This is a genomic window from Phycicoccus mangrovi (assembly GCF_018729305.1).
Lineage (GTDB): Bacteria > Actinomycetota > Actinomycetes > Actinomycetales > Dermatophilaceae > Phycicoccus > Phycicoccus jejuensis.
In genome coordinates this window covers 183,972-210,028 of the sequence record NZ_JAHHWP010000014.1, presented here as the reverse complement: position 1 = coordinate 210,028, position 26,057 = coordinate 183,972, and the positions used below count along the sequence as shown (strand labels likewise).

Sequence of the window (26,057 nt, the reverse complement as noted above, 5' to 3'; positions counted from 1 at the left end):
GTCGAACCCCGTCCGCGGCACTCAGGTGGGTTTGCGACAATCGCGAGCATGACCCCGACCGCCGGTGGCGCCGTCCCCGCCGAGCCGCAGCGCACGACCGTGCACCTGCTGCGGCACGGCGAGGTCCACAACCCCGGGCAGGTCCTCTACGGGCGGCTGCCCGGCTACCACCTCTCCGAGCTCGGGCGCCACATGGCCGAGCTCGCCGCCGAGCACCTCGCCGACCACGACGTCGTCCACGTCGTCTCCAGCCCCCTCGAGCGGGCGCAGGAGACCGCGGCGCCGGTCGCGGCCGCGCACGACCTCCCCGTCACCCTCGACGAGCGGGTCCTCGAGGCCGGCAACGAGTTCGAGGGCCTGCCGGTCGCCGGCGGCCAGGGACTGCTGCGCCACCCGCGCCTGTGGCCGAAGATGCTCAACCCGCTGCGGCCGTCATGGGGCGAGCCCTACGGCGAGATCGTCGAGCGGATGCGCGCCGCCATCGTCGACGCCCGGGCCGCCGCCCGCGGCCACGAGGCGGTCATCGTCAGCCACCAGGCGCCGATCTGGATGATCCGGCTCGCCACCGAAGGACGCCCCCTCGTGCACAACCCCGCCCGCCGCGAGTGCTCCCTCGCGAGCCTCACCTCCCTGACCTTCCTCGGCGACGAGCTGCTCTCGCTGTCGTACGCCGAGCCCGCCGCCCAGCTGCTGCCCCGCGCCCAGAAGGGGGCCGGCGCATGAGCCGGACCCCCTCCCGCCGGGCCGCGCTCGGTGCCGTGGCCCTGGCCGCCCTCGTGCTGGCCGGCTGCAGCAGCGACCCCAACTCGGTGGCCGCGCAGGCGAAGGCCGGCGACCAGAAGGGGTACATCAGCGGCGACGGCGCCGTCGAGACCATCCCGGCCGCCGACCGGCTGGAGCCGGTGACGATGGACGGGCAGCTGCTCGACGGCACCGCATGGGACATCGCCTCGACCCGCGGGCAGGTGCTCGTCCTCAACGTCTGGGGCTCCTGGTGCGCCCCGTGCGTCGCCGAGGCCCCCGACCTCCAGAAGGCCTGGGAGGAGCAGCAGGCCAAGAAGGCGCCGGTGCAGTTCATGGGCATCGACTTCCGCGAGGAGGCCGAGCGCGGCGCCGCGTTCGTCGACAAGGCGGGCATCACCTACCCGAGCCTCAGCGACAAGCCGGGCCTGCTCATCCTGCGCCTCCAGGGCAAGGCCCCGACGACGCCGAGCACGCTCGTGCTCGACCGGGAGGGACGCATCGCCGCCCGGGTCAACGGCCCCGTCGACGCCACGACCCTCTCCGGCCTCGTCGACGACGTGGTCGCGGAGAAGTGACCGCCGGCCTCGTCGCCGCCACCGGCGACACCGTGACGAGCGGGGCGCTCCCGCTCGCGGTCGGTGTCGCCGCGCTCGCCGGGCTCGTCTCGTTCGCGAGCCCCTGCGTGCTGCCTCTCGTCCCCGGCTTCCTCGGCTACGTCACGGGGCTGACCGGCGAGTCCGCCGCCGACCGCTCGCGCGGGCGCACCCTCGCCGGGGCTCTGTTGTTCGTCGTCGGCTTCACCGTCGTCTTCGTCCTCGGCTCGATCTTCGTCACCGGCGTCGGCAGCGTCCTCGTCGAGCAGCGCGAGGTGCTGCTGCGGGTCGGCGGCGCGGTCGTCGTCCTCATGGGGCTGGTCTTCGTCGGTCTCGGCAGCCAGCGCGAGGTGCGCATCCACTGGCGCCCGCGGGCCGGACTGCTCGGGGCGCCCCTGCTCGGCGCGGTGTTCGCGCTGGGGTGGGCTCCCTGCACCGGACCGACCCTGGCCGCCGTCCTCGTGATGGCCACCGCGTCCGGCGACGCCCAGGTCACCCGCGGGGTCACGCTCGCGCTCGCCTACGGCCTCGGGCTGGGCCTGCCGTTCCTGCTCGTCGCGGCCGGGCTCGACCGCGCCGGCCGCGCGTCCGCCTGGCTGCGCCGGCACATGCGCACCATCCAGCTCCTCGGCGGCATCCTGCTCGTCGTGGTCGGGCTGCTCATGCTCACCGGCGTCTGGGAGACGATGAACCGCTGGGTCCAGACCGAGCTCGTCTCCGGCTTCGAGGTGTCCCTGTGAGCACGACCGACGACCGTCCGACGACCGAGGTCACCGCCGGGTCCGGCACGCCCCCCAGGACGCCGGTCACGCAGCCGCGGCTCGGCGCCGTCGGCTGGCTGCGCTTCCTCTGGCGGCAGCTGACGAGCATGCGCACCGCGCTGTTCCTCCTGCTCCTGCTCTCGGTCGCGGCCATCCCCGGCTCGACCTTCCCGCAGCGCTCCATCGACGCCGCGCGCACGACGCAGTTCATCACCGACCACCCGACCGCCGGCCCCATCCTCGACAAGCTCGGGTTCTTCGCCGTCTACGCGTCGCCGTGGTTCGCCGCGATCTACCTCCTCCTGTTCGTCTCGCTCATCGGGTGCGTCGCGCCCCGCAGCCGCATCCACTGGCACCAGCTGCGCTCGCGGCCGCCGCGGGCCCCGCGTCGCCTCGAGCGCCTCGCCGCGCACACCGAGGAGGTCGTCGACGGCACCCCGGACGAGGTGCGCGAGCGGCTCCGCGGCGTGCTGCGCTCCAAGCGCTACCGGGTGCACGCCCACGACGACACCTCGCTGTCGGCCGAGAAGGGCTACCTCAAGGAGACCGGCAACCTCGTCTTCCACCTCGCCCTCATCGGCGTCCTCGTCGGCGTCGCGTGGGGTCACCTGCTCGGGTGGAAGGGCGACGTCATCGTCCCCGTCGGCGACACCTTCGCCAACAGCCTCTCGTCGTACGACACCTTCAGCCCCGGCCCGTGGGTCGACGTCAACGACCTCTCGCCGTACGCCATCCGCCTGGACCGGCTCGACGTGAAGTTCGAGACCGAGGACACCGGCCGCGGGCAGTTCGGGATGCCGCGCGACTTCCGGGCGTACACGACCTTCACGACGCCCGAGGGCCGCACCGAGGCGCGCGAGATCGCCGTCAACCACCCGCTCGAGACCGGCGGCGGCAGCGTCTTCCTCCTCGGCAACGGCTACGCCCCGAAGGTGACCGTGCGCAACGCCGCGGGCAAGGCCATCTACACCTCGGCCACCCCGTTCCTCCCGCAGGACAACAACTACACGTCGGTCGGCGCCATCAAGGTGCCCGGGGCGCAGCCCGACGAGCTCGGCTTCGCGGGGTTCTTCCTGCCGACGGGTGTCATCGACTCCGAGCGCGGGCCGCACTCGACCTTCCCCGACACCCTCGACCCGCAGCTGGCGCTCACCGCGTTCAGCGGGACACTCTTCCCCGGTGGCGGCCCGCAGTCGGTCTACACGCTCGACACGGCCGAGATGAAGCCCCTGCCCGGCAAGGACGGCGCCGACCAGCTGCGCATCCTCCTCAAGCCCGGACAGACCTACGAGCTGCCCGAGGGGCGCGGCTCGATCACCTTCGACGGGGTCGAGCGCTTCGCCGGCCTGTCGATCCGCACCGACCCCGGCAAGACCCTCACCCTCGTCTCGGCGCTGCTCGCGCTCGCCGGGCTCGTCCTCAGCCTCGTCGTCCGGCGCCGCCGGGTCTTCGTCCGGGTTGGCCCGCAGGAGGGCACGGGTCGTACCGTGGTCTCCGTCGGCGGCCTGGCCAAGGACGACGACGAGGGGATGGCCGACGAGGTCGCCGCCGTCCTCACCGCACCCGGAGGAACCCGATGACCGACCTGACGCTCGCGCAGCTGTCGAACCTGTCCGTCTACTCGGCGATGGCCGTGCTGACCCTCGCGATGCTCGCGCACGGCCTCTACCTGGCCCGCGTCGTGCCCGCCCGGGAGTCCGCCGCCGTCGAGGCGCCCGAGCGCGAGCTCGTCGCGGCCGGTGGCGGGTCCGCACCGGCGGGCGACGCGCCCGTCGTCCCGGAGGAGAAGGCCGACGAGCCGGCCGGCGCGCGCAAGGCCGCCGGCATCGGGCACTCGCTGACCGTCCTCGGGACGCTGCTCGTCGTGGCCGGCGTCGTGCTGCGCGCGCTCGAGGTGCACCGCTGGCCGCTCGGCAACATGTACGAGTTCGCCATCGTCGGGGCGATGTTCACGCTGCTCGCCTACGTCGGGTGGTCCACGCGGCGCGACCTGCGCTGGCTCGGGCTGTTCGTCACCGGGCCGGTGCTGCTCGTCCTCGGCGCGGCCATCACCGTCTGGTACACCGACGCCTCCGAGCTGATGCCGTCGCTGCGCTCGGTGTGGCTGGCCATCCACGTCACGGTCGCGACGATGTCGGTCGCGGTGTTCACCATCGGCGCCTCGCTCGGCATCCTCTACCTCATCCAGGACCGCGTCGAGGCGCGCGAGGGCGGGGCGACCGGCCGCGCGGCCTTCATGCGGCGGCTGCCCACGGCCCGCGCGCTGGAGCGGCTGACGTACGCGACGCACATCGTCGCCTTCCCGATGTGGACCTTCACCGTCATCGCCGGCGCCATCTGGGCCCGCCAGGCCTGGGGCTCCTACTGGAACTGGGACCCGAAGGAGGTCTGGAGCTTCGTCATCTGGACCGTCTACGCGGCCTACCTCCACGCCCGCGCGACGACCGGCTGGAAGCGCCAGAACGCCGTGTGGATCTCGCTCGCCGGGTTCGTCTGCGTGCTGCTCAACTTCGCCGTGGTCAACGTGTTCTTCGTCGGCCAGCACTCCTACTCGGGCATGTGAGGGACCCCGCTCGATGAACGCCTTCCTGCGCTACACCGTCCTGCGCCTGCTCATCTTCTTCGGCTGCGTCCTCGCGCTGTGGCTGGCCGGGCTGCGGTCCGAGGAGCAGCTGCTGCTCCTCGTCGTCCTCGCGGCCCTGGCGTCGATGGCCATCTCGTACGTGGCGCTGCGGCGCTTCCGCCAGGACTACTCGACGCAGCTGTCCGAGACCATCGAGCGGCGCGCCGCCGCCCGCCGCGAGAAGGGCGGCGACCGGCGCACCGACGAGCAGGCCGAGGACGAGGAGGTCACCGTCCGGCCGTCGACGGCGGCGCGTCAGACCGCTGCCGAGGACGACGACTTCCGCTGACCCGTCTCGCCCGGTCGAGGTGAAACCCGACCTTCTCGTGGTCTCTCTTCACCTCGACCCGCGCACGACGGTGGAGAGCATCCGACTTCTTGCGAGTTGAGCCGCTCGACACGCCGCCGGACGGCGCGTCGAGCGGCGGAACTCGCAAGAAGTCGACGTCTGGGTGGGTGGAGGTATGCCGCCGGCGTCCGGTGGTGGCCGGACACCTCGATCCGAGGTGGATGCGCCCGGTCGAGGTGAAACGCGACCCTCCGGCGGTCCAGCATCACCTCGACACGGGGGTTCGTCCACGAGACCCCGGCTCCGAGCTCGTGTCTCGTGGACATGTCGGGGCGACCCCGACATGTCGAGGCGGGTGGGGCGGGAGGGTCAGGTGAGGGCGCGGCCGAGGGCGACGCCGGCGAGGACGAGGACGGCGTAGGCCACCTCGTACAGCCCCGTCGCGGCGAGCACCGGGATGAGCCCGGGCCCGGTCGTGCCGGCGCGCACGACCCGCACCCCGCGCCACCCCACGACGAGCGCGAGCAGGCCGAGCAGCGCCCACGGCTGCCCGAGGGCCATGACGAGCAGAGCCAGCACCGACACCCCGACGAGCCCGACGTAGAACATCCGGGTCCGGGCGTCGCCGAGCCGCACCGCGAGGGTCCGCTTGCCGTGCTCGACGTCGGTCGGGATGTCGCGCAGGTTGTTCGCGACGAGGATGCCCGAGGCGATGGCCCCGACGCCGACGGCGCCCGCGAGGCCGAACCACGAGACCGCCCCGGCCTGGGTGTACTCCGTGCCGAGCGTCGCCATGAGGCCGAAGAACACGAAGACGTAGACCTCGCCGAGGCCGCGGTAGCCGTAGGGGTTGTCGCCGCCGGTGTACCGCCACGCCGCGAGGACGGCCAGCGCGCCGAGCGGGAGCATCAGCCAGGCCTGCGAGAGCGCGACGAGCGCCAGCCCGACGACGCCGGCCGCCCCGAAGGACAGGAAGGCCGCGACCTTGACGTTGCGCGGGTCGGCGAGTCGCTGGCCGACGAGCCGCACCGGGCCCGAGCGGACCTCGTCGGTGCCGCGGATGCCGTCGGAGTAGTCGTTCGCGTAGTTGACGCCGACCTGCAGCGCGAGGGCGACGAGCAGGGCGAGCAGCGCGAGCCCGGCGTCCGCCTCGCCGACGCGCAGGGCGGCGGCGGTGCCGAGGACGACGGGGGCGACGGCGGCGGGCAGGGTGCGCGGGCGGGCGCCCGCCACCCACTGGGCGAGAGTGGCCATCGGTCGGTCAGAGTCCCTTGAGGAAGTCGGGGTCGTCGTCGGGGCCGCGCGGCGGGCGCCGCGTCGGCCCGGGGGTGCCGCGGCCCGGCCGACCGCCCCCGAGGAGCGGCCCGGCGGGGCGCCCGGCGACGAGCCAGGCGACCGGCCCGACGACCGGGAAGAGCAGGATGAGGAGGATCCAGGCGATCTTGGGCAGGTTCCGGACGGACCCGTCGTCGGTCTGGATGCAGTCGACGAGGGTCCAGACCGTCAGCGCGAGGCTGAGGACGACGGGCAGGAACCGCAGCACCCCGTCATCCTCCCACGGGGAAGAGCGCGGCCACCGCGGCCCGGTCCGGCTTGCCCGGCCCGCGCAGGGGGACGGAGCCCGCCGCGGTGACCCGCCGCGGGAGGGCGTGCGCCGGCAGGTGGGGGCGCAGGAGGTCGCGCACCTCGGCGAGCGAGAGCGGACGCGCGTCGGGCGCCGGCACGACGAGGAGGCTGACCGCCTGCCCCCACTCGGGGTCCGGCGTGCCGACGACGACGGCCTCGAGGACGCCGGGGACGTGCTCGAGCGCCGCCTCCTCGACGACGCGCGGTGCGACCTTGAGGCCGCCGGTCGTCACGAGGTCGTCGAGCCGGCCGTCGACGTGGAGGCGGCCCTCGTCGTCGAGGTGCCCGGCGTCGTCGGTGCGGTACCACCGCGAGCCGTCGTGGTCGACCTCGAAGGCCCGGAAGGTGAGGTCCGGCCGCCCGAGGTAGCCGTGCGCGAGCGTGGCGCCGCCGAGCCGGATGCGCCCGTCGTCGTCGAGCCGGACCTCCGCGCCGCGCAGGGCAGTGCCGTCGTAGACGCAGCCGCCGCAGGTCTCGCTCATCCCGTAGGTCGTGAGGACGCGGACGCCCGCCGCCTCGGCCCGACGGCGCAGCACCGGAGGAGTGGCGGCGCCGCCGACGAGGACGCCGTGCAGCGTCGTCAGGGCGTGGGTCGCGGCGGGGTCGGCGAGCAGCCGGACGAGCTGGGTGGGGACGAGCGAGGTGTAGTGACGGTGGCGCGGGTCCATCCGGCGCACGGCCGCGACGAAGGCGCCGGGCGTGAAGCCGGCGAAGAGGTCCGTGGCGACCGGCTCGGTGTCGGCGTCGAGCCCGCGCAGGAGGACCTGGAGGCCGGCGACGTGGCCGGCGGGCAGCGTGAGCAGCCACTGGCCGGGGCCCCCGAGCCGCTCGTGGGTGGCGCGGGCGCTGGCACCCAGCGCGGAGGCCCCGAGCATCGCGAGCTTCGGTGCGCCGGTGGAGCCGGAGGTGCCGACGACGACGGCGAGGTCGTCGGCCGCGGCCGCCCGCGCGGGCAGCTGCGGCGGCTCCGACCCCGCGACGTAGGGCGCGACCGCTCCGCCGCCGGCGAGGGCCCGGCGCAGCCGGGGGAGGACCGCGACGGCCTCCTCGCCCGCCGGCACGGGCAGCGGCTCGACGTCCATGCGGGTCACGGTACCGAGGCGCACGGCGGCGACCCGTCGCCGCCCCGGGCTGGTCATCCGCGGCGTCCCGCGGGACCATGGGGCGAGCGCGAGGAGGTGGCCGGATGCTCGGGACCACGACGACGGACCTGGAGCGCCTGCGCGCGCACCGCGCCGAGCTCGGGGAGTCGATGGCCGCCCTCGACGCCGCGCTCGCGCTGCCGGTGGGGCTCGGGCCGGTGTGGCGGCGCCGGGTGCGCGCCGCGCTGACCGAGCTCGCCCACGACCTGCGCGACCACGTCGCGCTGACCGAGGCGCCCGACGGCCTCTACGCCGACCTGCGCACCCGCGCCCCGCGGCTGGCGCACGACGTGGCCCGCCAGCTCGACGACCACGTCGAGGTCGTCGCCGAGGTCGAGCGGCTCCTCGAGGAGCGCGACGAAGGGCTCGCCGACGACGACGCCGTGCGCGCCCACCGCGAGGCGGCGACACAGCTGCTCGGCCGGCTCGTGCGCCACCGCCAGCGCGGGTCCGACCTCGTCTACGCCGCCTACGACGTCGACCTCGGCGGGTCCGGCTGAGGGAGTGCCGGTTACGGCTGGACGGCGGGCACGAAGTCGAAGGTGTTGCCGAGCAGCCACACGAGCAGGAGCACCACCGGCAGGTGGATCGCGAACTGCAGGAACGTGAACCCGACGAGGTCGCGGGCGCGCAGCTTGAGCACGGCGAGCAGCGGCAGCATGAAGAACGGGTTGACGAGGTTGGGCAGCGCCTCGGCCATGTTGTAGATCTGGACGGTCCAGCCGAGGTTCATCTGCACGTCGGTGGCCGCTTGCATCACGTACGGCGCCTCGACGAGCCACTTGCCGCCGCCGGAGGGCACGAGGATGCCGAGCACGGCGGTGTAGACGGCCAGCGCGACGGCGAACCCGCCGCCCCCGCCGAACGAGGTGAAGATCGAGGACAGGTGGTCCGAGAGGGTCTCGCCGCCGCGGCCCTCCGCCTTGGTGAGGACGGCCGCCATCGCCGCGTAGAGCGGGAACTGCACGAGGATGCCGGCCGTGGCGGGCACGGCCTTCTGGACGGCCATGAGGAAGCGGCGCGGCGTGCCGTGCAGGACGAGCCCGAGGACGAGGAAGACGAGCAGGTAGCCGTTGAGGCTGCTGAGCACGGCGACGGCGGACTTCTCGAGCAGCTGCCCGACGAGCCAGCCGAGCGTGATGACCCCGAGCAGGACCGGCAGCACGCGCGAGTACTCGAGCCACTCGCCGGGACGTTCGCGCTCCGGCGGCGCCTCGGGCAGGTCCTCGGTGTCGATGCCCATGTCCTGCGCCGTGCGGACCGACGCGCCGCGCGGGCAGGACGCCCACGCGATGACGGTGGTGAGGACGATGAGGAGCAGCGCCGAGACCATCGACTGCCACGTGAAGATGGTCTTCCCGAAGTCCAGGACGCCGGTGATCTCGAGCAGCGGCGCGGGCAGCGAGGCCGGCGTGGCCTGGAGCTGGGCGGCCGACGACGACAGGCCGAGCGCCCAGACGGCGCCCAGGCCCATGAACGCGGCGGCACCGAGCGCGCGGTAGTCGACGGTGAGGTCCTCGCGGCGGGCGACGGCCCGGGCGAGCAGGCCGCCGAAGATCAGCGACAGGCCCCAGTTGAGCAGCGAGACGCTCATCGACAGGAACGCGACGAAGGCCACCGCGCGGCGCGGGTCGTTCGGCAGGTGGGCGAGCGCCTCGATGAGCCGGGCCACCGGGGGAGCGGTCGCCACGACGTAGCCGGTGAGGACGACCATCGCCATCTGGAGCGTGAAGGCCGTCAGGTCCCAGAAGCCGGTGCCGAAGGTCTCGACGACGGCGGCCGGCGTGGACCCGTTGGCCAGCGCGGCGACCGAGACGATGACGACGCCGAGCGCGGCGAAGACCCACGCGTCGGGGAACCACTTCTCGGTGAACGCGGCGAAGGTCTGGGCGACGCGGGCGAGCCCACGCTCGTCGGTCGTGGGGGCGGTCGTCGTCGACATGGTCGTCCTGGGGTCAGGGGGCCGGGGTCTCGGGGGTCTCGGGATCTCAGAAGTACCAGGGGAAGGGCGACCAGTCGGGGTCGCGCTTCTCGAGGAACTGGTCGCGCCCCTCGACGGCCTCGTCGGTCATGTACGCGAGCCGCGTCGCCTCGCCGGCGAACACCTGCTGGCCCATCAGCCCGTCGTCGAGCAGGTTGAAGGCGAACTTGAGCATCCGCTGCGCCTGGGGCGACTTCGACATCACGTCGCGGGCGAGCTCGAGCGCGGTGGCCTCGAGCTCGGCGTGGTCGGCGACGATGTTGACGGCGCCCATCCGGTGCATGTCCTCGGCGGTGTACTCCCGGCCGAGGAAGAAGATCTCGCGGGCGAACTTCTGCCCCACCATCTTCGCGAGATACGCGCTGCCGTAGCCGCCGTCGAACGAGCCCACGTCGGCGTCGGTCTGCTTGAAGCGGGCGTTCTCGCGGGAGGCGACGGTGAGGTCGCAGACGACGTGGAGGCTGTGACCGCCGCCGGCCGCCCAGCCGCCCACGACGGCGACGACGACCTTCGGCATCGTCCGGATGAGTCGCTGCACCTCGAGGATGTGCAGCCGCCCGCCCTCGGCCTTGACGCGGCGCTCGTCCACGGTGTCGGCGGTCTCGCCCTCGGCGTACTGGTAGCCCGATCGGCCGCGGATGCGCTGGTCGCCGCCGGTGCAGAACGCCCAGCCGTCCGTGCGCGCCGACTGGCCCTCGCGCGGCGTCGGGCCGTTGCCGGTCAGGAGGACGACGCCGACGTCGGCGGTGCGGCGGGCGTGGTCGAGGACCCGGTACAGCTCGTCGACGGTGTGCGGCCGGAACGCGTTGAGCACCTCGGGCCGGTCGAACGCGACTCGGACACAACCGAGCCCGACCGCGCGGTGGTACGTCACGTCGGTGAGGTCCTCGAAGCCGGGCACGTCCTCCCACGCCGAGGGGTCGAAGGTCTCGCTGACACCGGGGATCGCGCTCACGGCGGCAAGGGTAGCCGGGAGGGGCCTGTGGAAAACCCCGCGGCCCGGTGGCGATTCCGTGGCACGGTCGGTCCAGGACGCCGGTGGCGTCCGGGAGCCGGGGACGGGGTGACGAGGATGGTCGACGGATGGCCGGAGCCGCGGGGTGGCCGACGGTGGGAGGAGGACCTCGACGGGGTGCTGCGACCGGACCGGTGGCGCGACGACGAGCCGACCGGCGACGGGTGGGGCGGTGCGTGGGACGCGCCGTACGGCCGGTCGGCCGGCCGGGTGTCGGACGTCGACCTCCTCTCCACGCGCCGTGACCGGGTGACGAGCATCGTCCTCGTCGGGGACCGGGTCGTCGACGTCGTCCAACGCCCGGCGCGCGGGAGCAAGTACGAGTGTGCCGCGCTCGAGCTCGAGGACGCGTGGCGCGCGGCCCCCGCCCCGCCGACCCCTCCCGGGCACGAGCTCCAGCTGGCGTGGCTCGCCACCGTCGTCGGCGGGGAGGAGGCGCTCGCGACGCTCACCGACACACCCCTCCCGCAGGAGGTCCTGGTGCTCGACGGGGTGGCGGACCACGTGCGCGCCCGGGCGCAGTCGGTCGACGCCTCGATGACCGGGCCGGTGCTCGAGCTGCTCGGGCCCGAGGGGCTGACCGCGTGTCGACGGCTGCTGGCCCGGGTCGTGCACGAGACGCCCGGCGCCGTGCTGCGGACGGACCGCCCGGAGGCGACCGCGGCCGCCGTCCTCTGGGCCGTGGCGCGCGGCAACGACCTCGCCGGGGCGGGCCGGCCGCTGCGCTCCCGGGCGGTGCAGGAGGCCTTCGGCCTGACGTCGTCGCCGAGCAGCCGCGCGACGTCCCTCGCGCACGCGGTGGGCGGCGGCCCGGCCGGCTTCTCGTGGAACGGGTACCACGGGGCGCAGAGCCCCGACGTGCTCCCGCTCGGCGACCCGGCCCTGCTGCTCGGACGGTTCCGGCGGCGGGTGGTGGCGATGCGGGACCGCGCGCTCGGGCTGCGCGAGCGGGCGGTGGGCCCCGGCACCGGCTGACGCCGAAAGCCCCGACCGGCGGCGTCATCGGGCAGGGTGAGGACGCATGTCGACGACGACCTCGCCGCCCCAGCAGTCCGAGTCCGGTTCCTCGCCGCGATGGCGTCTCGTCGGGCCGGGCCTCGTGGTCGCCGCCACCGGCGTCGGGGCGGCCGACCTCGTCGCCACCCTCGTCGCCGGGCAGAAGTACGGCTACGCCCTGCTGTGGGCCGTCGTCGTCGGCTGCCTCATGAAGATCGTCCTCGTCGAGGGCGCCGGCCGGTGGACGCTCGCGACGGGCTCGACGATCTACGAGGGGTGGTCGAGCCTCGGCCGCTGGACGACGTTCTACTTCGGTCCCTACATCGTCGTCTGGGGCTTCGTCTACGGCGCCGCGGCGATGGCCGGCACCGGGCTCCCGCTGCACTCGCTGTTCCCCGCCGTGTCGGTCCCGGTGTGGGGCATCGGGTCCGGCCTGGTCGGCGCGCTGCTCGTCTGGTTCGGCCGGTACGAGCTCTTCGAGAAGCTCTGCGCCGCGCTCGTCGGCCTGATGTTCGTCACCGTCGTCGGCGCCGCGGTGCTGACCGTCCCCAACCTCCCGGACCTGCTCGTCGGGCTCGTGCCGACCGTGCCCGCCGGGTCGGTCGTCAACGTGCTCTCGGTCGCAGGCGGCGTCGGCGGCACCATCACGCTCGCGGCCTACGGCTACTGGATCCGCGAGAAGGGATGGACGACACCGCGGTTCATGCGCGTCATGCGCCTCGACAACCGCGTCGCGTACATCGTCACCGGCATCTTCGTCGTCGCCACGCTCATCGTCGGGGCCGAGCTGCTCTACTCCGCGAAGATCGCCGTGCAGACCGGCGACCAGGGGCTCCTCGACCTCGCGAACGTCCTCGACGACCGGTACGGCACGTGGGCGAGCAAGGTCTTCCTCGTCGGCTTCTGGGCCGCCGCCATGTCCTCGCTCCTCGGCGTCTGGAACGGCGTCAGCCTGATGTTCGCCGACTTCGTCGGTCACGTCCGCAGGCTGCCCGAGGACGCGCCCGAGCGCGGCATCGGCGGCCGCTGGTACCGCGCGTACATCCTCTGGCTGACCCTGCCGCCGATCGCGCTCATCCTCGTCGGCCGCCCCGTCTGGCTGCTGCTCGCCTACGGCGTCCTCGGGGCGTTCTTCATGCCGTTCCTCGCCGTGACGCTCATCTGGCTGCTCAACACCGACCGGGTGCCGCGCGAGTGGCGCAACAAGTGGTGGTCGAACCTCTGGATGGGGATCACCGCCGTCGCCTTCGTCGCGCTCGCGGCCAACGAGCTGGTGAAGGTCGTCACGGGCGACTGAGCGTGGCGCGCGGTCCGTCCTACGGTGGTGCGGTGACGGTCGCAGCCCTGCCGGAGGTCCTCGCCGGCGTCCACGTCGTCGCCGTCCCGATGCGGGTGCCCTTCCGGGGGGTCCTCGTCCGCGAGGCGGCGCTCCTGCGGGGACCCCGCGGGTGGGGGGAGTTCGCGCCCTTCCTCGAGTACGGTCCGGCCGAGGCGGCGCGCTGGCTGGCCGCCGGCATCGAGGCCGCGTGGACGGGATGGCCGGAGCCGCTGCGCGACAGCGTGCCCGTCAACGCCACCGTCCCGGCCGTCCCGCCCGACGAGGTGGCCGGGGTCCTCGCGCGCTTCCCCGGCTGCACGACCGCGAAGGTCAAGGTCGCCGAGCGCGGCCAGCCGTCCGCCGCCGACGTCGACCGGGTCGCCGCCGTGCGGTCCGTGCTCGGGCGCAGCGGCCGCATCCGGGTCGACGCCAACGGGGGCTGGGGGGTCGAGGAGGCCGCGCAGGTCCTCGGCCGGCTCGCCCGCTACGACCTCGAGTACGCCGAGCAGCCGTGCGCCACCGTCGAGGAGCTGCGTGACCTGCGGCTCCTCCTCGGCCGTCGCGGGCTCGACGTCCCGGTCGCGGCCGACGAGTCCATCCGCAAGGCGTCGGACCCGCTACGTGTGCGCGACCTCGAGGCCGCGGACGTCGTCGTCGTCAAGGTCGCGCCCCTCGGTGGTGTGCGGCAGGCGCTCGAGGTCGTCGAGGCCTGCGGGCTGCCCGCGGTCGTGTCGTCCGCGCTCGACACGAGCGTCGGGATGGCGGCCGGCGTCGCGCTCGCCGCGGCCCTCCCCGACCTGCCGTTCGCCTGCGGGCTCGGCACGGTCGCCCTGCTCGCCGGCGACGTGACGACCGAGCCGATGGCGCCCGCCGGCGGCGCGCTGCCGGTTCGGCACGTCGCCGCCGACCCGGGGCTGCTCGAGCGCTGGGCGGCGCCGCCGGAACGAACCGAGTGGTGGCGCGAGCGCATCGCGGCCGCCCACACCCACCTGACGGGAGTGCCCACATGACCGGAGCCACCACGGACGACGAGGTCCCCGACGGCGCGGCCGTCCGGTGGGTCTGGCTCTTCCTCGACACTCCGCGCGGCGACGCCGAGCGGTCCTGGGCCTTCTGGTCCGAGGTGACCGGTCAGGAGGTCGTCGACCGGCGCGGCGAGCGCGACGAGTTCGCCACCCTCGCACCGCCGCACGGCGACCCGTGGATCAAGCTGCAGGCCGTCGACGCCGGTCGCGGGGGAGTGCACCTCGACCTCGACGTCGAGGACGTGCACCTCGCCGCATCGTGGGCCGAGGCGCTGGGGGCCACGCGCGTGGGGGCCATCGGCGACACCGTCGTCGTCCTGCGCTCGCCCGGCGGGTTCGTCCACTGCCTCACGACGTGGGACGGTCGGGCCGGCCGTGGGGGCCAGCCGCGCGACGGGTTGACCAGCATCCTCGACCAGTGCTGCCTCGACGTGCCGAGCTCGCGGTGGGAGGCGGAGAACGCGTACTGGCAGAGGCTGACCGGCTGGACCTGGCGGGCCTCCGACGAGCCCGGGTACGCCTCCGTCAGCGCCGGCGCCGCGATGCCGGCGCGCATGCTGCTGCAGACCCTCGGCGAGGAGGACGGGGAGGTGCGCGGGCACGTCGACCTCGCGTGCGCGGACCGGGCCTCGGACACCGCGCGGCACGTCGCCGCGGGCGCCGTGGTGCTTGAGGAGCGCTCGTTCTGGACGGTGCTGCTCGACCCGGTCGGCCGCGTCCACTGCCTCACCGACCGGCCGCCGAGCCCGGCGCGCTGAGGTCCGCGCCGACCCCGCCCGCCGCGCTCAGCGCTCGAGCGGCAGCCCGAGCAGCGCGTTCTCGACGACCTCGGCGAGGGCCGGGTGGATCCAGTACTGCCCGCGCGCGACGTCGTGCACGTGCTGGCCGAAGCTCGCCGCCTGGACGAGGGGCTGGACGATGCTCGACGCCTGGGGGCCGACCATGTGCGCCGCGAGGAGGCGACCGTCCGGTGACGCGTGGAGGGTCAGGACCCCGGTGGTGTCCTCGAGCGCCCAGCCGTAGGCGACGTCGCCGACCTTCTGCGTGTACGTGACGAACTCGGTGCCGTCGGACTGCAACTGCGCCGCGGTCGGGCCGAACGAGGCGACCTGGGGGTGACCGAAGACGGCGTGGGGCACGGGGCGGTCGTCGGCCTCGTGCGGCGGGCCGTCGAGCCGGCCGAGGTCGACCGCGAGGTTGTGGGCGACGATCCGCGCCTCCCCGTTGGCGACGTGCTTGAGCTGGTGCTCGGAGCTGATGTCGCCGAGGGCCCAGACGCGCGGGACGCTCGTGCGCCCCTGCCGGTCGACGACGAGCCGCCCGTCGGGGTGGGTGTCGAGGCCACCCGTGGCCGCATCGAGGAGGTCGCTGTTGGGGCGGCGGCCGACGGCGAGGAGCACGACCTCGGCCTCGACGTGCGCGGGGCCCTCGGGCCCCTCGGTGCCGAGCCGCCAGACGCCCGAGACGTGCTCGGCGCTCGTGACGGTCGTCGACAGGCGCACGTCGTAGCGCGAGCGTGCGACCTCGGTGTACCGCTCGGAGACCTCGTACTCCTCGGCCATGAGCAGCCGGCCCGAGCGCTGCACCTGCGTCACGTGGACGCCGAGCGCCGAGAAGACGTGGGCCATCTCGCAGGCCACGAAGCCGCCGCCGACGACGGCCATCCGCGCGGGGAGGGCGTCGAGGCGCATGACGGTGTCGGAGGTGTGCACGCCGTGCGCGGGGTCCGCGCCGGTCAGGCCCTCGAGGGCGAGGCCGACGGGGCGGCTGCCCGCAGCGACGACGACGCGCTCGGCGCTCACCTCCTCGCCGGAGTCGAGGACGAGGGCGCGGGGACCGGTGAAGCGCGCCCGGGAGCGGTAGAGGGTGACGTGCTCCTGGCCGGCGCGGTAGTCCTCGCCACCGTGCGAGATCGGGTCGATCCGCCCGAAGACGCGGTCGCGGATGGCCGGCCAGTCGACCTGCGGCGGCTCGAAGGTCACCCCGAGCCGGTGGGCGTCCTCGGCCTCGACGACGCGGTCGGCGGGGAGGACGAACATCTTCGTGGGGATGCAGCCGACGTTGAGGCAGGTCCCCCCGAAGGTCCCCTTCTCGACGATCGCGACGTCGAGGCCCTCGAGCTCCGGGGTGAGGAGCGAGTTGCCCGAGCCGCTGCCGATGATCACGAGGTCGTGGTGGGGCATGGCGCCACGCTACGTGGTGCCGCTCGTCCACAGGGCGCCGGTGCGCGGGCGCTCGTCCACAGACCGGGCGCCGGTGCTGGTGCGGGCACGGGTCGTGGGGTGGGGTCGGGGCAGGAGACACGGGAGGAGGCCGCGGTGGACGTGGTGGAGGTCGAGGCGCTGGCCCGGCGGGTCGAGGAGGCGGTCGAGGTCGTCGGGGTGCGCGCGGGCGCCCTGGCGCGGGCGTCGGGCGAGTGGTGGGAGGGCCCGGCGGCGGACGCCCTGCGCGCGGCGGTCGAGGAGCGCCGCACCCGGCTGGCGGCCCTCGTCGACGAGCTCGCGTGGCTGGCGCGCTCCTTGCGCGCCCTCGCGTCGGCCCTGCGGGCCTCGGCGGACGACGGGCTGGGGAGGGCCTCGTGACGCGGGTGGCCGTGCGGTCCGAGGCCCTGCTGGCCTGGGCCGGTGGCCTGGCGTCGACCGCCGAGGTGCTGCGCGACGAGGGGTCGGCCATCGGTGGCGGCGCGGCCCGGCTGGCGGCGCGGGTGGGCCGGGGCGGGCTGCCGGGGGTCGGCGTGCTCGCCGCGTGGGTCGGGGTCGAGGCCGACGCGGCGCGGGTGGCGGGGCCGGCCGGTCTCTGGGGCGAGGCGCTCGCCCTCGACGCCCTGGCGGTCCGGCTGCGGCTCGCGGCCGTCGCGTACGCGGGGGCCGAGGACCTCGCGACGGCGGCCCTCGCGGGCGTGGGTTCCGGGGTCGCGCGGGCCGCCTCGGTCGGGTGGTTCGACGAGACGGGCTCCCGGGTGGTGGTCGAGGAGGTGCCGCCGCGGTGGACGCCCCGCACGCTCGCCGGCCCGGGCGACCTCGTGGCGCTCGGCGAGGACCTCGACGGCGGGCGGGTGCGGGTCGTCGAGGTCGCGGCGCCGGGCGGCGGGTCGGCCTGGGTCGTCGTCGTGCCGGGCACGCAGTCGTGGTCCCCCCGGGCCGGGCCCCAGCCCTTCGACCTGACGACCGACCTCACCGCCGTCACCGGCGACGCGACGCTCGCCGGCACCGGGGTGACCGCCGCGCTCGACGTGGCCCGCGCGGGCTCCGCGCGGCGACGCTCCCTGCCACCCGGACGGCTCGCGGACGAGCCGGTCGTCCTCGTCGGGCACAGCCAGGGCGGCCTGCACGCCGCGTCGCTCGCCGCCGACGCGGGCTTCCGCCGCGGGCACCGGGTCACCCACGTCCTGACCACCGGCGCACCGGTCGGGCTGGTGCCGGTACCCGACGACGTGCGCGTCCTGTCCGTCGAGCACGCCGACGACCCGGTGCCGACGCTCGACCTCGCCCCCAACCCGGCCCGCGCGTCCTGGCTCACGCTGCGGGTCGGCGCCGGCCCACCGGTCGACGTCGCCCGCCACCGCCTCGGCGCCTACGAGCGCACGGTCCGGGCGGCGGCCGGCGCACCGTTCGGCACCGTGCCGGGGGTCCGTGCGTGGCAGGCGTCCGCGGGGTCGGTCCTCGGGCGGCCGGTGCTCGGCGTCACCGAGGTCGTCGTCACGCGGGACGCCCGGCAGGCGGACGGTGCCCGGCCGCCGTAGGGTGACGGCACCGCCGACGGCAGGAGGCATCCGTGCTCCGCATCCATCGTCCCGTGCCGGCTGACCGCGCGACGTCGCGCCCGGGTCCCGTGCCGTCCTCCGCTCCGTCCCGACGCCGTCGGGGACTGCTCGCGTGTGCGGCCGCCTGCACGCTGCTCGGGGGGTCGCTCGTCGCGGCCGCGCCCGGTGCGGTGGCGTCCCCGGGCACGTCGTCGGCCACCGCGGCCGCGGCGCCGTCGCTCGCGGCCGCCGCGCCCTCCCTCACGGTCTCGACGGTCGCCTCCGGGCTGACCATCCCGTGGGACGTCGCGTTCCTCCCGACGGGCCAGATGGTCGTCACCGAGCGACCGGGCCGCATCCGCGTCTACGCGGACGGTGCCCCGGGTGCCGCGCTCCAGCGGACCGTCACCGTGCCGAGCGTGCGGTCCGTGGACGAGTCGGGCCTCATGGGGGTCGCAGTTGACGTCGACTTCCGCGACCACCCCTACGTGTACGTCTGCGCGTCACGGGACTACGCGGGCAGCAACGGCTGGGTCAACCAGCTGCTGCGCTACACCGTCTCCTCGGGGGGCTCGTGGTCCGGCCCGACCGTCCTGCGCAGCGGGATGGCGGCCAGCAACCGGCACGACGGCTGCTCGCTCGAGATGGACCAGAGCGGCTACCTCTGGCTCGGCATGGGCGACGCCGGCGTCGACGGCCTCGCGCAGGACCGGCACAGCCTCAACGGCAAGATCCTGCGCCTCACCCGCAGCGGCGGCGTGCCGTCGTCGAACCCGGTCATCGCCGGGTCACGCGGCGCGGTGTGGTCGATGGGGCACCGCAACCCGCAGGGCATCGCCCTGCGTCCCGGCACGAGCGAGGTCTGGGAGGTGGAGCACGGGCCGAACACCGACGACGAGGTCAACCGGATCGTCGCCGGGGGCAACTACGGCTGGCCCTGCTACACCGGCGCGGGTCGACGCAACGCCACCTCGACGAGCTGCGGCGCGGCGAGCGCCTACCGCGACCCGGCGTGGGCGTCGGGGATGCCGACGGTCGCGACCTCCGGTGCGACCTTCGTCCACGGTGCGCAGTGGGCGGACTTCGCCGGCGACCTCGTCGTGCCGACGCTCAAGGACACCGAGCTGCGCCGCTTCGAGATCGCCGGGTCGACCACCGCGACCCTCGCGCAGCGCCTGTACGACGGCGCCTACGGCCGGCTGCGCGCCGCCGTCAGCGGACCGGGCGGCGACCTCTACGTCACGACGTCCAACGGGACCGACGACCGCGTGCTCCGAATCCGGCCCGCCACCGGGTCGGTGACGCGGGTCGGCGGCGCGGACCGCTACGCGGCGGCGGCCGGCATCAGTGCGGCCACGTACCCCGGGGGTGCCCGCGAGGTCTACGTGGCGAGCGGGCTCGTCTTCGCCGACGCCCTCGCCGCCGGGCCGGTCGCCGGGCGGGCCGGTGCGCCGCTCCTGCTCACCCGGGACGACACGCTGCCCGACGCGACCCGTCGCGAGCTGCAGCGCCTGGCGCCGACGCGGGTCACGGTGGTCGGCGGGCCGCCGACCGTGTCCGACGGCGTCCTCGACGCCATCCGGGGAGCGGTCGGGGGAGCCACGGTCTCGCGGGTCGGCGGCGACACGCGGTACGACGTGGCGGCGGCCCTGTCCCGCGCCGAGTACCCGTCCGGCGCCCGGACGGTCTTCGTCACCTCCGGCGAGGTCTTCACCGACGCGCTCTCGGCCGGGCCGGCCGCGGCGCGGCAGGACGCCCCGCTCCTCCTGGCCGGACGCCGCACCCTGCCGGCCGCCACGGCCACCGAGCTGCAGCGGCTGCGACCCACCCGCATCTACCTCGTCGGCGGCTCCCCGACGGTCGACGACGCCGTGCTGGCCCGGCTCCGGACGTACGTGTCGGGCACCGGTGCCGGGGTGACCCGGCTGGCCGGGGCCGATCGCTACGAGGTCTCGCGGGTCGTCGCCCGGACGTTCTGGACGGACGCGGCGGCGGTCGTCACCTCCGGGGAGGTGTTCCCCGACGGCCTGAGCGGCGGTGCGGCGGCGGCCGGGACCGGCCGACCCGTGCTCCTCACGGGCCGGGACCGGCTGCCCCCGGCCGTCGGGACGATCCTCCTGCGGCTCGCGACCAACCGGGTGACCGTCGTCGGGGGCACGCCCTCGGTGGGGTCCGCGCCCGAGGCGGCGCTCCGCCGCCTGGTCGGCAGCCGCTGACCCGGCGCGGGGTCGCGGGAGGGCTGGCAGAATCGCCGCCCGTGAACCCCTCCAGCGCGCTCGCCACCGTCCTCGTCGACGAGCTCGTGCGCGGCGGGGTCCGGGACGCCGTGCTCGCGCCGGGCTCGCGCTCGGCGCCGCTCGCCTACGCGCTGCTCGAGGCGGACCGCGCGGGTCGGCTGCGGCTGCACGTGCGGGTCGACGAGCGCTCGGCCGGGTTCCTCGCGCTCGGGCTCGCGAAGGGCTCCGGCCGGCCGGTTCCCGTCGTCACGACCTCCGGCACCGCGGTGGCCAACCTCCACCCCGCCGTCCTCGAGGCGTCCCACGCCGGCGTCCCGCTGCTCGTGCTGTCCGCCGACCGCCCGCACGAGATGCGGGGGAGCGGCGCCAACCAGACGACGCGCCAGCCGGGGCTGTTCGGCGCCGTGCGGTTCGAGGCGGACGTGCCCGCCCCCGACGCCGTCCCGACGGACGGCGACGGCCGGGCGGCCTGGTGGCGCACCACCGTGTGCCGCGCGCTCGCCGCGGCGCGGGGGGCGACCGGCGGCGAGCCCGGGCCGGCCCACCTCGACATCGCCTTCCGCGACCCGCTGGCCCCGGAGGTCGGCGAGCCCGAGGCGCTGCCGGCGCACCTCGCCGGTCGGCCGGACGGAGCGCCGTGGACCGCGGTGCCCACGACCCCGCGGACCGCGCCCGGCGGCCTCGACCACGTCGAGCGCACCCTCGTCGTGGTCGGCGACCTGCCGGGGGACGGCGGCGAGGAGGCCGTCGCGTGGGCGGCGAGCCGCGGCTACCCCGTCGTCGCCGAACCGTTCGTCGGGCCCACCGCTCGCGCCGGCGCGCTGCCGCACGGACCGCTCCTGCTCACGGCCACCGGCTGGCTCGACGCCCACGCACCCGAGCGGGTGGTCGTCGTCGGGCGCATCACGCTCGCCCGCCCGGTCGGGGCGCTGCTGCGCCGCCCCGGGGTGCGGGTCGAGGTCGTCGCCGGGTCCACGACGTGGCCCGACCCCTCGCACGTGGCGGCGGTGGTCCACCCCCTGGCCGCGCTCTCCGCCGGGACCGACGTCGCTGCCGCCGAGCGCGGCGCCTGGGCGCAGGCCTGGGACGAGGCCGGCACCCGCCTCGCCGAAGCCGTCGCCGCGCAGGGCGTCCCGTGGCCGAGCGGCCTCGCCGTCGCGGCCACCGTCCACGACGCCCTGCCGGCCGACGGGGTCCTCGTACTCGGCTCGTCCAACCCGGTGCGCGACCTCGACCTCGCGACGGCCGGTCGCCGGGACGACGCGCCCGGCATCCGGGTGCTCGCCAACCGCGGGCTCGCCGGCATCGACGGGATGGTCTCGACGGCCGCGGGTGTCGCGCTCGGGTGCGGCCGGCCGACCCACGCCCTGCTCGGGGACCTGACCTTCCTCCACGACGCCAACGGGTTGCTCCTCGGCCCCGACGAGCCGCGCCCCGACCTCACGCTCGTCGTCGTCAACGACGACGGCGGCGGCATCTTCACCACGCTCGAGCACGGGGCCCCGGAGCGTGCCGCCTCCTTCGAGCGCGTCTTCGGGACGCCGACCGGCACCGACCTCGCCGCCCTGTGCCGGGCGCACGGCGTGGCCCACGAGGTCGTCGCCGACCGCGAGGCGCTCGCCGCCGCCGTCGCCCGCCGTCCCGACGGCCTGCGCGTCGTCGAGGTCCCGGTCGGCCGCTCGACCCATCGCGACGCGCACGCCGCGCTCCGGGCGCTCGCCGCCCGCACCCTCGACAGCTGACCGGGGGCCGATTCGGCCACGGCGCCCGCGGTTGCGAGAATCGACCCGTGCCGACCACCCCCACCCGTACCGACGTCCTCGTCGTCGGCGCCGGCCCCGCGGGCGCCTCCGCCGCCGCGTGGGCCGCGCGCGCCGGCCGCGACGTCGTCCTCGCCGACGCCGCCACCTTCCCGCGCGACAAGACCTGCGGCGACGGCCTGACCCCCCGCGCGGTCGCCGAGCTCGACCGGCTCGGCCTCGGCGAGTGGGTGCGCTCGCACACCGTCAACCAGGGCCTGCGGGCGCACGGCTTCGGCCAGACGCTGCACCTGCCCTGGCCGGGGGGCACGCTGCCCTCGCACGGCTCGGCCGTGCCGCGCACCGAGCTCGACGCCGGCATCCGCGAGGCCGCGCTCGACTCCGGCGCGACCGGCGTCGAGGGCGCCAAGGCGGTCGACGCCACGCTCGAGGGCGGCCGCGTCCGGTCGGTCACCTTCCGCCGCGACGACGGCAGCACCCACGAGATCGCGTGCGAGCGCCTCGTCGTCGCCGACGGGGTCCGCTCGGGCCTGGGCAAGGTCCTCGGCCGCGAGTGGCACAAGGACACCGTCTACGCCGTCGCCGGCCGCTGCTACGTCGACTCGGACCGGGCCGACGACCCGTGGATCTCCAGCCACCTCGAGCTGCGCGGCGACGCCGGCGAGGCGCTGCCCGGCTACGGCTGGATCTTCCCGCTCGGCGGCGGCCAGGTGAACGTCGGCGTCGGCACGCTGGCCACGACCCGCCGCCCGGCGGAGGTCGCCATCAAGCCGCTCATGCGCCGGTACACGGACGAGCGCCGGGCCGACTTCGGGCTGACCGGCGAGCAGCGGATGCCGACGAGCGCGCTGCTGCCGATGGGCGGCGCCGTGTCGAACGTCGCCGGCCCGAACTGGGCGCTCGTCGGCGACGCCGCCGCGTGCGTCAACCCGCTCAACGGCGAGGGCATCGACTACGGCCTCGAGACCGGCCGGCTCGCGGCCCTGCACCTCGACGACGACCTCGCGACCGTGTGGCCGGCGCTGCTGCGCGACCACTACGGCGAGGCGTTCTCCATCGCCCGGCGGATGGCGGCGATCTTCACGGTGCCGCGCACGCTCGCGGCCCTCGGCCCGGTCGGGATGCGCAGCGACTGGCTGATGACGCTCGCGCTGCGCTGGATGGGCAACCTGATCACCGACGAGGACCGCGACGCCTCGGCGCGCATCTGGCGCTGGGCCGGCCGGCGCTCGGTCGCCGTCGACGCCCGCCCGCCCTTCACCTGACCGACCTCGACCGCGAAAACCCCGCACGTGCGGGGTCATCGCTGTCCGTCCGGGGCAGCGACCGCGGAAACCCCGCACGTGCCGGGTCAGCGGGCGCGGAACCTCGGGCCGACGCCCGGCGCCCGACGCCCGACGCCCGGCGCCCGGCGCCCGGCGCCTGAGGGCCGTCGGCGTACAGCAATCGACACTTTCGTCGATTTCTGCACGTGCGACCCCGAGGGGGCCGCGGTCAGGGGGCGTCGGCGGTGAGGGCGTCGCGCATCGGCACGAGCTTGGCCGAGGACTCGGCGAGCTCGTCGTCGGGGTCGGACCCGGCGACGATGCCGCAGCCGGCGAACAGCCGCATCCGCGAGGCGTCGTCGCGGTCGACCGCCCCGCAGCGCAGCGCGATGCCCCACTCGCCGTCGCCGTCGGCGTCGATCCACCCGACCGGACCGGCGTAACGGCCGCGGTCCATGTGCTCGAGCTCGGTGATGACGTCGTCGGCGACGAGCCGCGGTGTGCCGCAGACCGCCGCGGACGGGTGGAGCGAGGCCGCGAGGGTCAGCGACGACGTGTCGTCGACGAGCACCCCCGCCACGTCGGTGGCCAGGTGCATGACGTTGGAGAGGTGCAGGACGAACGGCGCCTCGGGCACGTTCATCGACGAGCAGTGCGGCGCGAGGGCGTCGGCCACGGACCGCACCGCGTACTCGTGCTCCTCGAGGTCCTTCGACGAGCGGGCCAGCGACGCCGCGAGCGCGAGGTCGTGCGCGTCGTCGCCGGTCGGCCGGATGGTCCCCGCGAGCACCCGGGACGTCACGAGCCCCTTCTCGCGGCGCACGAGCAGCTCGGGCGTGGCGCCGACGAGGCCGTCGACGGCGAAGACCCACGTCGTGTCGTAGCGCTCGGCGAGGCGGTGCAGCAGCCAGCGGACGTCGAGCGGCGAGCGGGTCGTCACACCGAGGTCCCGGGCGAGCACGACCTTGTCGAGCTCGCCCTCCGTGATGCGGGCGACGGCGGTCGCCACGGCGGCGGACCAGTCGGCGGGGGAGAGGGCGCCGTCGGAGAAGGCGACGTCGACGGGGCGCGGGGGCGCCGGCTGCGGGGCGACCTCGGCGGCGCCGGGGACGGCGGGCCCGGCGCTCATCGTCGTCAGCCAGGCGACGTCGCCGCGGCGGCCGACGACGACCTCGGGGACGACGAGCGTCCCGCCCTCGGCCGACCCGGCCGCGTAGGCGACGGACCCGAAGGCCACCGGGCCGGTGCCGGGCAGGTCGACCTCGTCGCGCACGACGGCGCCCCCGACGAGCCCGCTCCACCAGCGCTCGAGCTCGCCGAACCGGTCCTCCCCCACGGCGACGTGCGACGCGGCGCGGCCCCAGCCGACGAGGCCCTCGCCGCGGCGCACCCAGGAGCAGGCGTCGGTCGGCCCGGCCGCGGGGAGGACGGCGAGCAGGTCCGCGGCGAGCGCGGGGTCCAGCGGCACGGTCCGGGCCACGAGGGGCGCCGCCGGGGCGTGCGCCGCCGGTGCGGAGGGGGCCGGCCGGCCCGCGGGGAGCGAGGTCATCAGCAGGCAACGATACGGCGCGGTGCGGTGCCCTCCGGCATCGGTGGGAGGATGGCCACCATGTCCCGCGCCTCCCTCGAGAAGGACCCCCGCGACGTCGCGTCGATGTTCGACGACGTCGCCGACCGCTACGACGTGACGAACGACGTGCTCTCGCTCGGCCAGGACCGGCTGTGGCGCCGGGCCGTCGTCGCCGCGTGCGACGCGCGCCCCGGCCAGCGCGTCCTCGACATCGCCGCCGGCACCGGCACGAGCAGCGAGCCCTTCGCCGACTCCGGCGTCGACGTCGTCCCGGCCGACTTCTCCCTGGGGATGCTCCGCGTCGGCCACCGCCGCCGCTCGGACCTCGGGTTCACCGCGGCCGACGCGATGCGCCTGCCCTTCGCCGACGACTCCTTCGACGTCGTGACGATGAGCTTCGGCCTGCGCAACGTCGCCGAGCCGGCCGTCGCCCTGCGCGAGTTCCTCCGGGTGACCAGGCCGGGGGGCAGGCTCGTCGTCTGCGAGTTCAGCAGCCCGACGAACCGGGCGTTCCGCCGCGTCTACTCGACCTATCTCATGGGCTCGCTGCCGCGGATCGCCCGCGCGGTCAGCTCCAACCCCGACTCCTACGTCTACCTCGCCGAGTCGATCCAGGCCTGGCCGGACCAGCGGGGGCTCGCCCGGCAGGTCGCGGACGCCGGCTGGAGCGGCGTCCAGTGGCGCGACCTGAGCGGCGGGATCGTCGCCCTCCACCGCGCCACGAAGCCGGGCGTCGAGGGTTAGGCATACCTCAGTTCGGGCGCCGCGAGGCGCGTCCTAGACTTCCGACCGTTCGTGAACACGTTCACAAGCATCCGAGGGACCTGTGACCTGCACTGACCGCGCGTCTCGACGCGCCGTGGCCGGGGGCGAGACGCCCCTGGGTGCGCCGTCGGCCATCGCCCCTAGGATGGCGGGGACGCCGTGTGCGGCCCCGGCGCCCGTCGACCACCCGTCGCACCCGAGCAGCGAAAGGGGAGTTCGCCCGCGATGAGCAACCCCTACGTCCCCCTCCTCATCCTCCTGGCGCTCGGCTTCGGCTTCGCGGCGCTGTCGGTGGGGACGAGCCTGGTCGTCGGGCCGAAGCGCTACAACCGCGCCAAGCTCGAGGCCTACGAGTGCGGCATCCAGCCGACGCCCCGCGCCGCCGGCGGCGGTCGCGTGCCGATCAAGTACTTCCTGACCGCGATGCTCTTCATCATCTTCGACATCGAGTCGGTCTTCCTCTACCCGTTCGCCGTGGCCTTCGACCAGCTGGGCCTGTTCGCCCTCGTCGAGATGGTCCTGTTCATCCTCACGGTGTTCGTCGCCTACGCCTACGTCTGGAAGCGGGGTGGGCTCGAGTGGGACTGAGCACCGCCCGCACAACC

Annotated in this window: 25 protein-coding genes; 18 read left to right on the top strand and 7 right to left on the bottom strand. The window is 75.4% G+C overall.

The annotated features are described in order from the left end of the window. The first annotated feature begins 48 nt into the window (after positions 1 to 48). Genes KMZ30_RS13055 through KMZ30_RS13030 form a run of 6 tightly spaced genes read left to right on the top strand, consistent with a single transcriptional unit; the run spans position 49 to position 5,010 of the window. Positions 49 to 723, top strand: a complete 675-nt coding sequence (locus tag KMZ30_RS13055) for a histidine phosphatase family protein (RefSeq protein WP_215513401.1) — start codon at positions 49 to 51, stop codon at positions 721 to 723. Continuing rightward, positions 720 to 1,319 (top strand): TlpA family protein disulfide reductase, encoded by a 600-nt coding sequence (locus KMZ30_RS13050; RefSeq protein ID WP_215513400.1) that lies wholly within the window; start codon positions 720 to 722, stop codon positions 1,317 to 1,319. The genes KMZ30_RS13055 and KMZ30_RS13050 overlap by 4 nt, the downstream gene beginning before the upstream one ends. After that, the gene (locus tag KMZ30_RS13045) at positions 1,316 to 2,077 is read left to right on the top strand and encodes a cytochrome c biogenesis CcdA family protein (protein ID WP_215513399.1); all 762 of its coding nucleotides are present in this window, start codon (positions 1,316 to 1,318) and stop codon (positions 2,075 to 2,077) included. The genes KMZ30_RS13050 and KMZ30_RS13045 overlap by 4 nt, the downstream gene beginning before the upstream one ends. Then, positions 2,074 to 3,678 (top strand): cytochrome c biogenesis protein ResB, encoded by a 1,605-nt coding sequence (resB, locus tag KMZ30_RS13040; protein WP_308279793.1) that lies wholly within the window; start codon positions 2,074 to 2,076, stop codon positions 3,676 to 3,678. The genes KMZ30_RS13045 and resB overlap by 4 nt, the downstream gene beginning before the upstream one ends. After that, the gene (gene ccsB, locus KMZ30_RS13035; RefSeq protein ID WP_215513398.1) at positions 3,675 to 4,661 is read left to right on the top strand and encodes a c-type cytochrome biogenesis protein CcsB; all 987 of its coding nucleotides are present in this window, start codon (positions 3,675 to 3,677) and stop codon (positions 4,659 to 4,661) included. The genes resB and ccsB overlap by 4 nt, the downstream gene beginning before the upstream one ends. 13 nt (positions 4,662 to 4,674) lie before the next feature. Next, positions 4,675 to 5,010 (top strand): DUF4229 domain-containing protein, encoded by a 336-nt coding sequence (locus tag KMZ30_RS13030; RefSeq protein ID WP_215513397.1) that lies wholly within the window; start codon positions 4,675 to 4,677, stop codon positions 5,008 to 5,010. A gap of 369 nt (positions 5,011 to 5,379) precedes the next feature. On the opposite strand, the gene KMZ30_RS13025 is transcribed toward KMZ30_RS13030, so the two are convergent. From KMZ30_RS13025 to menE, 3 genes are read right to left on the bottom strand one after another with little or no spacing between them, the layout of a single operon-like run. Further along, positions 5,380 to 6,264 (bottom strand): 1,4-dihydroxy-2-naphthoate polyprenyltransferase, encoded by an 885-nt coding sequence (locus KMZ30_RS13025; protein WP_215513396.1) that lies wholly within the window; start codon positions 6,262 to 6,264, stop codon positions 5,380 to 5,382. A gap of 7 nt (positions 6,265 to 6,271) precedes the next feature. Continuing rightward, positions 6,272 to 6,553, bottom strand: a complete 282-nt coding sequence (locus KMZ30_RS13020) for a PLDc N-terminal domain-containing protein (protein WP_215513395.1) — start codon at positions 6,551 to 6,553, stop codon at positions 6,272 to 6,274. A 4-nt stretch (positions 6,554 to 6,557) separates the two neighbouring features. Further along, positions 6,558 to 7,718 carry an o-succinylbenzoate--CoA ligase gene (gene menE, locus KMZ30_RS13015; protein WP_215513394.1) on the bottom strand — a complete coding sequence of 387 codons (1,161 nt, stop codon included), beginning with the start codon at positions 7,716 to 7,718 and terminating at the stop codon, positions 6,558 to 6,560. Positions 7,719 to 7,822: 104 nt separating this feature from the next. Between menE and KMZ30_RS13010 the strand changes: the two genes are divergently transcribed. Next, positions 7,823 to 8,278 carry a hypothetical protein gene (locus KMZ30_RS13010; RefSeq protein WP_215513393.1) on the top strand — a complete coding sequence of 152 codons (456 nt, stop codon included), beginning with the start codon at positions 7,823 to 7,825 and terminating at the stop codon, positions 8,276 to 8,278. Between the two features lie 11 nt (positions 8,279 to 8,289). On the opposite strand, the gene KMZ30_RS13005 is transcribed toward KMZ30_RS13010, so the two are convergent. Both KMZ30_RS13005 and KMZ30_RS13000 read right to left on the bottom strand, forming a co-directional pair. Then, a complete protein-coding gene (locus KMZ30_RS13005; protein ID WP_207022482.1) occupies positions 8,290 to 9,720 on the bottom strand; it encodes a short-chain fatty acid transporter in 1,431 nt (476 codons plus the stop codon). 46 nt (positions 9,721 to 9,766) lie between these two features. Further along, on the bottom strand, positions 9,767 to 10,714 hold the full coding sequence (locus tag KMZ30_RS13000) for a 1,4-dihydroxy-2-naphthoyl-CoA synthase (RefSeq protein ID WP_215513392.1): 948 nt from the start codon (positions 10,712 to 10,714) through the stop codon (positions 9,767 to 9,769). Positions 10,715 to 10,822: 108 nt separating this feature from the next. On the opposite strand from KMZ30_RS13000, the gene KMZ30_RS12995 reads away from it, so the two are divergent. From KMZ30_RS12995 to KMZ30_RS12980, 4 genes are read left to right on the top strand one after another with little or no spacing between them, the layout of a single operon-like run. Continuing rightward, positions 10,823 to 11,749: a hypothetical protein gene (locus KMZ30_RS12995; RefSeq protein WP_215513391.1), complete on the top strand. Its 927-nt coding sequence runs from the start codon at positions 10,823 to 10,825 to the stop codon at positions 11,747 to 11,749. A gap of 46 nt (positions 11,750 to 11,795) precedes the next feature. After that, positions 11,796 to 13,067, top strand: coding sequence for an Nramp family divalent metal transporter (locus KMZ30_RS12990; RefSeq protein ID WP_215513390.1), 1,272 nt, complete (start codon positions 11,796 to 11,798; stop codon positions 13,065 to 13,067). 32 nt (positions 13,068 to 13,099) lie between these two features. Then, positions 13,100 to 14,098: an o-succinylbenzoate synthase gene (locus KMZ30_RS12985; RefSeq protein WP_215513389.1), complete on the top strand. Its 999-nt coding sequence runs from the start codon at positions 13,100 to 13,102 to the stop codon at positions 14,096 to 14,098. Then, positions 14,095 to 14,871, top strand: a complete 777-nt coding sequence (locus tag KMZ30_RS12980) for a VOC family protein (RefSeq protein ID WP_215513388.1) — start codon at positions 14,095 to 14,097, stop codon at positions 14,869 to 14,871. The genes KMZ30_RS12985 and KMZ30_RS12980 overlap by 4 nt, the downstream gene beginning before the upstream one ends. A gap of 27 nt (positions 14,872 to 14,898) precedes the next feature. Here the strand turns inward: KMZ30_RS12980 and KMZ30_RS12975 are convergent, their stop codons facing one another. Further along, on the bottom strand, positions 14,899 to 16,296 hold the full coding sequence (locus tag KMZ30_RS12975) for a mycothione reductase (protein WP_215513387.1): 1,398 nt from the start codon (positions 16,294 to 16,296) through the stop codon (positions 14,899 to 14,901). 135 nt (positions 16,297 to 16,431) lie between these two features. Here KMZ30_RS12975 and KMZ30_RS12970 point away from each other — a divergent pair, with 135 nt between their 5' ends. From KMZ30_RS12970 to KMZ30_RS12950, 5 genes are read left to right on the top strand one after another with little or no spacing between them, the layout of a single operon-like run. Beyond that, positions 16,432 to 16,695, top strand: coding sequence for a hypothetical protein (locus KMZ30_RS12970; RefSeq protein ID WP_215513386.1), 264 nt, complete (start codon positions 16,432 to 16,434; stop codon positions 16,693 to 16,695). Then, positions 16,692 to 17,855 carry a hypothetical protein gene (locus tag KMZ30_RS12965; protein WP_215513385.1) on the top strand — a complete coding sequence of 388 codons (1,164 nt, stop codon included), beginning with the start codon at positions 16,692 to 16,694 and terminating at the stop codon, positions 17,853 to 17,855. Before KMZ30_RS12970 ends, KMZ30_RS12965 begins: the two co-directional genes overlap by 4 nt. Before the next feature lie 32 nt (positions 17,856 to 17,887). After that, positions 17,888 to 20,071 (top strand): PQQ-dependent sugar dehydrogenase, encoded by a 2,184-nt coding sequence (locus KMZ30_RS12960; protein ID WP_215513384.1) that lies wholly within the window; start codon positions 17,888 to 17,890, stop codon positions 20,069 to 20,071. Positions 20,072 to 20,112: 41 nt separating this feature from the next. Then, a complete protein-coding gene (menD, locus tag KMZ30_RS12955; protein WP_215513383.1) occupies positions 20,113 to 21,834 on the top strand; it encodes a 2-succinyl-5-enolpyruvyl-6-hydroxy-3-cyclohexene-1-carboxylic-acid synthase in 1,722 nt (573 codons plus the stop codon). A 47-nt stretch (positions 21,835 to 21,881) separates the two neighbouring features. Further along, positions 21,882 to 23,117, top strand: a complete 1,236-nt coding sequence (locus KMZ30_RS12950; protein WP_215513382.1) for a geranylgeranyl reductase family protein — start codon at positions 21,882 to 21,884, stop codon at positions 23,115 to 23,117. Between the two features lie 229 nt (positions 23,118 to 23,346). Here the strand turns inward: KMZ30_RS12950 and KMZ30_RS12945 are convergent, their stop codons facing one another. Continuing rightward, positions 23,347 to 24,666, bottom strand: a complete 1,320-nt coding sequence (locus tag KMZ30_RS12945) for an isochorismate synthase (protein ID WP_215513381.1) — start codon at positions 24,664 to 24,666, stop codon at positions 23,347 to 23,349. Between the two features lie 60 nt (positions 24,667 to 24,726). On the opposite strand from KMZ30_RS12945, the gene KMZ30_RS12940 reads away from it, so the two are divergent. Both KMZ30_RS12940 and KMZ30_RS12935 read left to right on the top strand, forming a co-directional pair. Next, positions 24,727 to 25,431 carry a demethylmenaquinone methyltransferase gene (locus tag KMZ30_RS12940; RefSeq protein WP_215513380.1) on the top strand — a complete coding sequence of 235 codons (705 nt, stop codon included), beginning with the start codon at positions 24,727 to 24,729 and terminating at the stop codon, positions 25,429 to 25,431. A gap of 246 nt (positions 25,432 to 25,677) precedes the next feature. Continuing rightward, positions 25,678 to 26,040 (top strand): NADH-quinone oxidoreductase subunit A, encoded by a 363-nt coding sequence (locus KMZ30_RS12935; RefSeq protein ID WP_173027699.1) that lies wholly within the window; start codon positions 25,678 to 25,680, stop codon positions 26,038 to 26,040. The last annotated feature ends 17 nt before the right edge of the window (positions 26,041 to 26,057 follow it).